Annotated in this window: 9 protein-coding genes; 3 read left to right on the top strand and 6 right to left on the bottom strand. The window is 65.9% G+C overall.

Annotation, left to right across the window (positions count from 1 at the left end):
- The first annotated feature begins 296 nt into the window (after positions 1–296).
- A complete protein-coding gene (locus NKH22_RS31330; protein ID WP_352807773.1) occupies positions 297–1,178 on the top strand; it encodes an EamA family transporter in 882 nt (293 codons plus the stop codon).
- Between the two features lie 144 nt (positions 1,179–1,322).
- Positions 1,323–2,498 (top strand): hypothetical protein, encoded by a 1,176-nt coding sequence (locus tag NKH22_RS31325; RefSeq protein ID WP_352807771.1) that lies wholly within the window; start codon positions 1,323–1,325, stop codon positions 2,496–2,498.
- Between the two features lie 90 nt (positions 2,499–2,588).
- On the opposite strand, the gene NKH22_RS31320 is transcribed toward NKH22_RS31325, so the two are convergent.
- The 4 genes from NKH22_RS31320 to NKH22_RS31305 all read right to left on the bottom strand — a co-directional run bounded on the left by NKH22_RS31320 (position 2,589) and on the right by NKH22_RS31305 (position 3,519).
- Complete coding sequence (locus NKH22_RS31320) at positions 2,589–2,681, bottom strand: hypothetical protein (RefSeq protein WP_023689018.1); 93 nt, start codon at positions 2,679–2,681, stop codon at positions 2,589–2,591.
- A 73-nt stretch (positions 2,682–2,754) separates the two neighbouring features.
- Complete coding sequence (locus tag NKH22_RS31315) at positions 2,755–2,853, bottom strand: hypothetical protein (RefSeq protein ID WP_023684816.1); 99 nt, start codon at positions 2,851–2,853, stop codon at positions 2,755–2,757.
- 59 nt (positions 2,854–2,912) lie between these two features.
- Positions 2,913–3,011 carry a hypothetical protein gene (locus tag NKH22_RS31310; RefSeq protein WP_023670351.1) on the bottom strand — a complete coding sequence of 33 codons (99 nt, stop codon included), beginning with the start codon at positions 3,009–3,011 and terminating at the stop codon, positions 2,913–2,915.
- Positions 3,012–3,210: 199 nt separating this feature from the next.
- Positions 3,211–3,519, bottom strand: coding sequence for a DUF924 family protein (locus NKH22_RS31305; protein ID WP_352912417.1), 309 nt, complete (start codon positions 3,517–3,519; stop codon positions 3,211–3,213).
- On the opposite strand from NKH22_RS31305, the gene NKH22_RS31300 reads away from it, so the two are divergent.
- Entirely contained in the window at positions 3,518–4,285 is a 768-nt protein-coding gene (locus tag NKH22_RS31300) for a LysR substrate-binding domain-containing protein (RefSeq protein ID WP_352912416.1), read from the top strand. The genes NKH22_RS31305 and NKH22_RS31300 overlap by 2 nt on opposite strands.
- Before the next feature lie 26 nt (positions 4,286–4,311).
- Here the strand turns inward: NKH22_RS31300 and dinB are convergent, their stop codons facing one another.
- The gene (gene dinB, locus NKH22_RS31295) at positions 4,312–5,553 is read right to left on the bottom strand and encodes a DNA polymerase IV (protein ID WP_352912414.1); all 1,242 of its coding nucleotides are present in this window, start codon (positions 5,551–5,553) and stop codon (positions 4,312–4,314) included.
- Between the two features lie 222 nt (positions 5,554–5,775).
- Positions 5,776–6,373, bottom strand: a 598-nt coding sequence (locus tag NKH22_RS31290) for an integrase core domain-containing protein (RefSeq protein ID WP_352912412.1), incomplete at its 5' end; no start/stop codon positions are given.

Here is a 6,373-nt window from a genome sequence, read left to right as displayed (position 1 = left end):
GGCGGATGTGATGGACGGTCGCGGGGGCGCGCCCGCCCCCGCGGGCCCGGCAGCCCCACCCCCCCACCCCGCGGGCCGGGGGGGCGCGAGGGGGGGGGCGAGCCCGCCGCCCCGCGCCAAACCCCCCCCGCCCCCCCCCACCTCCCCCCCGATCGACGGGGGAGAGGAAATGCGTCGGCGTTCGCCTCCCACCCTTGCCCTATCAACAGCCCGCTCGTGCCACACGACAGCCAGGCCCTTTATCCCTATCTCCGGCCTGCGCTACGGCCTGCTGGTCGTGCGCGGAGGGACTGGAATTGACGTCGACGCCGATTGCCGTAGCTGAAGCGAAGGCCTTGCCGATCGGCGCGTTGCTTGGCGCCATGGTGTCGATCCAGATCGGCGCCGCCTTCGCCAAGGGCGTGTTTCCACTGATTGGCGCCAACGGCACCACGGCGCTGCGGCTGGTCGTGGGCGCGCTGATGCTGGCGGCGGTGCTGAGGCCGTGGCGGGTGCGGCCGCCGCGCGCCGTGCTGCCCTGGCTCATCGCCTACGGCGTCAACCTCGCGGCGCTGAACCTTTTGTTTTACGCAGCGCTCGCCAGAATTCCGCTCGGCGTCGCGGTGGCGCTCGAATTCTCCGGCCCGCTGCTCGTGGCGACGCTGTCGTCGCGGCGCGCCACCGACTTCGTCTGGGTGGTGCTGGCCGTTGCCGGCATATTGCTGTTGTCGCCCTTCATCCACTCCGGCAGTTCACTCGACCCGGTCGGCGTGATGCTGGCGCTGGCCGCCGGCGGCTGCTGGGCGCTCTACATCGTCTTTGCGCAAAAGGCGGGCGCCGAGCTTGGCAGCCAGACCACGGCTTACGGGCTGGTCATAGCCGCTGCCGTCGCCCTGCCGTTCGGCCTCGCCGAGGCGGGTACCGGCCCGATCGCACCGGCGATCCTGGTCAGCGCGCTGCTGGTCGGGCTGTTCTCCAGCGCCTTGCCGTTCTGGCTGGAGATGGTGGCGCTGACCCGGATGCCGGCCAGGCTCTACGGCACGCTGACCTGCCTGGAGCCGGCGCTGGGCGCGCTGGCCGGCTTCCTGTTCCTGCACGAGATCCTGAGCCCGTTGCAATGCGCGGGCATCGCCGCCGTGGTCGTTGCCGCCTTCGGAGCCGCGCTGACCACCAAGCCGCCGGTGCCATCGCCGGAATAGGTGCCTGAAAATGTATGTGACGCCGATGCCGTGGTCCGCCGGTCCCGTGTCCGGTTGCTCAAGCGCCTGCAGCATCGATATATGATCGATGTATGTGCAGGAGATCCAGATGAGCAGGGCCGACAGCATTGCTTGGAGCCGTCCGTGATCAAGGCAATACTCCTTGTCGGGTTCGCGGCTGTCGTGGCGGCTCTCGCCTGGCGGCTGGCGCGGTCTCGTCGCAGAGCCCGGCTTCGTGAAGATCCGGCCAACGACTACGCCGTGCGCCGGGACTGGTCGGGCAACCACGGCAAGCTCAATCATTCGTCCTTTGTCTATTTCGATGCCGATCGCGACGGCCGCTACGGGCTCGGCGACCGCCCGATGGCCGGCATCATGGTCAGACTGCATGATGGCGACGGCCGCTTCGTCGCCGCGGCGCGGAGCAATCGCGGCGGCTTTGCCAATTTCCTGGCGTCGACCAAACGTCGGGCCGCGCCCATCCATGTGCCGGGCAGCTACCGCTTCACCGTGTCTCTGCCGCCCGGCTGGCGCTCGAGCAGCGCCAACGAGGTCCAGTCGCAGCACCTCCGGCCGCTGCCGGGCTCGCCCACCGGGTTGGTCTCGGAAGCAATGCTGCAGCCGGTCGGCCTGTTTGCGATACGCCGGCTCAGCGGACGCGTAGCGGACGGTGTCTCGGCGAGCATCTCGGTGATGGCGAAAGGGCAAGAGGTGGCGGTGCATCCGCTAAGTGCTGGCGCTGGTTTCCGTCTCGATCTGCCCGATGACGCCGACGCGATCGAAGTCACCGGCGATGGCATGGAACGACGACTGGCCTTGTCGGCCTACCCGACCGAGCTCGGCCTGCTGTCGCCCGAGAACGCGGCTGTCGACAGCGCCGCGCCCTTGCAGGCCATCGGTTTCGATGATGTCACGACGCGCGGCCTGCGCAAGGTGCCGTCCGGTTATGCCGGGTTGACCTGGTTCAACCTGAACGCACTTGCGCGCGATCATACCGAAGGCAGCGAAGGTTACGTCAACGGCAATATCTCGGGAGACCATGTCTGCTATACGAGCAGCGGACACCCGGCCGAATTGTCGAGCGACAAACCGTTCGGGTTCCATTCCGTGATGCTGACAGCGGCATGGTTGAAGTCCGAAGGCGAAACCGCACTGGTGGAGAGCTGGCTTGGCGACCGGCTGATCGCCAGCGACACGATCGTCCTGTCGGCAATGGCGCCCGTCCACTATGCGCCGATGCTGGCGGCGGTGACGCGCGTGCGCCTTTCAACGAGCCACTATTGGCAGCTCGTGCTCGACGATCTGGTGGTTGTGCGCTGAACGGTCCCGCCGCCTGCGGGAGATCATGCTCCGGAAACGATCAAGCCGCCCGACTCTGCCAGGAGGATCTCGATCTACCGGGGAACGAGTTTAGCCCGGAATAGGAGCAGAAGCGCCGTTCGCGGTGATCTGCGAGAGCTTGCCCTTTTTTACCAGCACTGGCTTGGAATAGGTCTTCCTCATTTTCCACTCTCCACGTCGGGCACCCAAAGCCCTGTTCCCGGCCAGACGGCACGAGGCGTCGGATAATCGGCTGCTAGACGGCGACCGGCCCGGAGCCGTTACCATTGTCGGCTGTAACCTGCGAGAGCTTGCCCTTCTTGACCAGCACCGGCTTCGAATAGGTCTTCTTCATGCCGCATCTCCAGTGTCAGGCGAGGCCGCCAGATCAGGCGACAGTCCGACTCAACGACTTCACTCAATCGGGCCGGAACCCGCTCCATTGGCGAGCGCCGTAACCTGCGAAAGCTTGCCTTTTTTGACCAGAACAGGCTTCGAATAGGTTTTCTTCATAGTGAATCCTCCAAGCTTACGCGATAATGCCAGACGGATCGGCACTGTCAACCTTCGCGGCGCCGTCGTCCCGTCCCGGGTTTTCTTGGTCCCGATGCACTAGATCATGATGAGATTTGGTTGCAATCTCATCATGATCTAACCCTTTGTTGCAGCATGATCTTTTCCAAAAACCGGACCCGCTTTTTGGGATCATACTCTAACCCGCAAATCCACCTTCATCGAGAAAGCGTTGTTCTTGGGCGTGCATGGCGCGGCCGAGGATCGGGTTGCGGTGCGGAAAACGTCCGAAACGGCGGATGATGTCGCGGTGATGTTCGGCCCGCTTCAGGTCGGACGGGCCGATGTCGCGCGACAGCGCCACCGAGCGGTCCTGGTCGGCAATCGCTTCGGAATGCGCGAAGGGCAGCCCGAAGAACAGCCGCAGCGAGGGATCGACCATCCGCTGGAACCCGGCATCGATCGCCTCAGTAGCGATCGCGCGGGCATTCGCGTCGCTGGCATACATGCGGGACCGGGCAACGGAGCTTGCCGAACCGGTGGCCGAGATCCTGGCGCGGGTGCGCCGGGTGATCGCCAGCGCCGAGCCGTTCGATCCCGCCCGCTCGACGCGCCGCTTCACCATCGGTGCGCCGGATGCGGTATCGTCCGTGCTCCTGCCGCCGCTGCTCGACCAGATCCGCCTTTTGGCCCCCGGCATCGACATCGGCATCCGGCAACTGCTGCCACGCCAAGGTGAACCGTCGCCCACTACTGCCTGGAGCGACTGTGTCGCCGAACTCGAAGCGCGCGCCATGGATGTCGCGGTGATTCCGTTCGACGGCCTGCCGGCACGCTTCACCGTCGACAAGCTCTATGAGGAGGATTTCGTCGTCGCCACGCGCGCCGGCCACCGCTTCGCCGGCGATCCGTGCCTCGACGCCTATTGCAGCGTGCAGCATATGGTCGTCTCGAACAATGGCGATCCGAACGGGTTTGTCGACAGGGTGCTGGCTGAACGCGGCCTGTCGCGTCGCGTCGCGCTGACTGTCCCCAACTTCATGTTCGGACTGGCCGTGCTTGCGCAGACTGATCTGATATCGGCCTATCCGCGCCGGTTCCTCGCCATGTATGGCGGCCGTTTCGGTGTCGTCGGCGTCGATGCGCCCATCCGGCTCGGCCACTTCAACATCAACAGCATCGTGCCGAAGGTTGCGCTGATGGATGCGGGTCTGGCTTGGTTGGTCGGCCTGCTCAAACAGAGCGGCAATGCAGCGCGGACTGGCCCAGCCTAAACATTGGCCTTGCCGTCGCGCCGCACTCACAGTTCCTTCTCCGCCAGTTCGCGGAAGGCATCGGGAACCGAGCGCCGGGCTTCCAGCGCCACGGCGCCATAGCCGACAGCCTCTCTGCCAAAGCGCTGGCGGATCTTGTCGATGGCGCGGTCGGCGCCAAAGCGCGCCAGGCCTTGCCTGCTGCCGGGCCGCTGCTTTTCATCGGCAAGCCCGAGCGGCAGCTCCAGCTGCAGCTCGGCACTTTCTTCTAGCTGCGACACCGAGATCGCCAGCAGCGAGATGGTCTTCTCCCGAGGGTTGGCGGCCAGCACGCCGCGCACCAGCTCCCCGGCGATTTCGGCCAGCATCGCGGTTGCCGAAATCGGCTGATCGAGCGTCAGCGAGCGTGTGATAGCGTGCAGATCGGCGAAACGCACGCGCACCGTCACCGTGCGCCCGGGCCGTGATTTCGCCCTGAGCCGGCTGGCGACCCGGTCTGCCAGATGCAGCAGGACGGGTCCGAAGACACGCGCCTCGGCCGGCCGTCTGCCAAGCGCCGACTGCGCGCCGGCGGAATGCGACCGCCTGTGGGTTTCGAGCTTTCGCGGGTCGCGGTTCCATGCCAGCGACGCCAGCTTTTCGCCGGTGGCGGGCCCGAGCAACCTTCGCAGCGCCCCGCTATGCGTCTTTGCCAACTGGCCGATGGTCTCGATGCCGATCTCGGCCAGCCGCGCCTTGGTCGCCGGGCCGACGCCCCACATCAGGCCGACCGGCAGATCATGCAGGAAGGCAAGTTCGGTGTTCGGATCGACCACCACCAGGCCGTCGGGCTTGGCCACCTGCGAGGCGATCTTGGCCAGATGCTTGGTGCGCGCCACGCCGATCGAGATCGGCAGGCCGAGCTCTGCCCGGACGCGCCGACGCACCGTGGCGGCGATCTCGGCCGGCGGCCCGAACAGATGCGTGCAGCCGGCCACATCGGCAAAGGCTTCATCGATGGAAATCCGCTCGACCAGCGGCGTGAAATCGTCGAGCACCTTGATGGCGGCGTCGCCCAGCCGCTGATAGTCGGCGAAATGGCCGCCGACGAAGATCAGTCCGGGGCAAAGCTCGCGCGCGCGTTGTCCGGGCATGCCGCCGCGCACGCCGAAAACCCTGGCTTCGTAGGAGGCGGCAAGCACGACGCCGCCGCCGACTGCGATCGGCTTGCCCCTGAGCGCCGGGTCGAGCAGCTGCTCGACCGAGGCGTAGAAGGCGTCGAGATCCGCATGCAGGATGGTGGGCTCCATCCCGACCGTTCCCTTTGCGGCGTTGCAGCATTAGCCGCGTCTGTTGCGATAGGCGTTTTTGCCGAACAAATAGAGAACAAACAGGGCCTATTGTCAAGCGAAGCGGTTGCCGCCGGCCGGTCCGTTCCAGGTCGGGCCGTCGAGTGCTCCGCCTGGGCAGCGTGTCCAGCCGATAGATGGGTAACACTTTGAACCGGATACATAGGTGACACTTCTCTCCCCCTATGCGTCCGCCGCATCGCCAAGCGGATTGGTTGGCGCGGCGCTGCGGCGGACAAGCTTCATGTGCCGTGTGTCGATGATGCCGAGCGGGTGGGCATGGAATGAGAGTGTCCATTGTCCGTCTTCGGTCTCCAACGCAGCGACCGGTTCGCCCGCCAGCGATTGCGAGACATATATGAAGCCACCATTCCATCGGATCTCGCCATTGTGGCGCACGCGGCGGACCGAGGCCTCGGCCGGATAGACGGGCTCGGGTGGTGTCCTGGGCATGGCGCGCTGTGAGGACCGGTAGTGCTGGGCGGGCGTATCCATGCCCAGCGCCTCATGGGGACGTTCCTCATTGTAGCTGTGGCGGAAGGTCTCGAAGGCCTGGCCCTGTGCCGTTCGGTCGGCTTCCGGTGCCTCGGCCATCGGCAGCATGGTCAGGTGAAAGCGCTCGTGACGTCCGTTCTGCTGTGGCCTGCCGGGTGCGATCCGCTCCAGGGTGATGCCGAGCTTGATGAAGCGCACGACAAGCGGCGTCAGCCCGGTGACGCCGGCCGATGCGAAGGGCGGGCCATTGTCGCTTCTGAAGCGATCCGGCAGGCCATGCTCTTCA

The sequence above is a fragment of the Mesorhizobium sp. M1252 genome, from assembly GCF_040318265.1.
In the GTDB taxonomy this organism is placed as follows: Bacteria; Pseudomonadota; Alphaproteobacteria; order Rhizobiales; family Rhizobiaceae; genus Mesorhizobium.
This window is presented reverse-complemented; position numbering and strand designations above follow the sequence as displayed.

Bases quoted from the DNA above. Each gene is read 5' to 3' on its own strand.
- dinB (WP_352912414.1), bottom strand. From the start codon at position 5,553: ATGGAGCCCACCATCCTGCATGCGGATCTCGACGCCTTCTACGCCTCG.
- NKH22_RS31315 (WP_023684816.1), bottom strand. From the start codon at position 2,853: ATGAAGAAGACCTATTCGAAGCCGGTGCTGGTCAAGAAGGGCAAGCTC.
- NKH22_RS31320 (WP_023689018.1), bottom strand. From the start codon at position 2,681: ATGAGGAAGACCTATTCCAAGCCAGTGCTGGTAAAAAAGGGCAAGCTC.
- NKH22_RS31310 (WP_023670351.1), bottom strand. From the start codon at position 3,011: ATGAAGAAAACCTATTCGAAGCCTGTTCTGGTCAAAAAAGGCAAGCTT.
- NKH22_RS31305 (WP_352912417.1), bottom strand. From the start codon at position 3,519: ATGTATGCCAGCGACGCGAATGCCCGCGCGATCGCTACTGAGGCGATC.
- NKH22_RS31300 (WP_352912416.1), top strand. From the start codon at position 3,518: ATGCGGGACCGGGCAACGGAGCTTGCCGAACCGGTGGCCGAGATCCTG.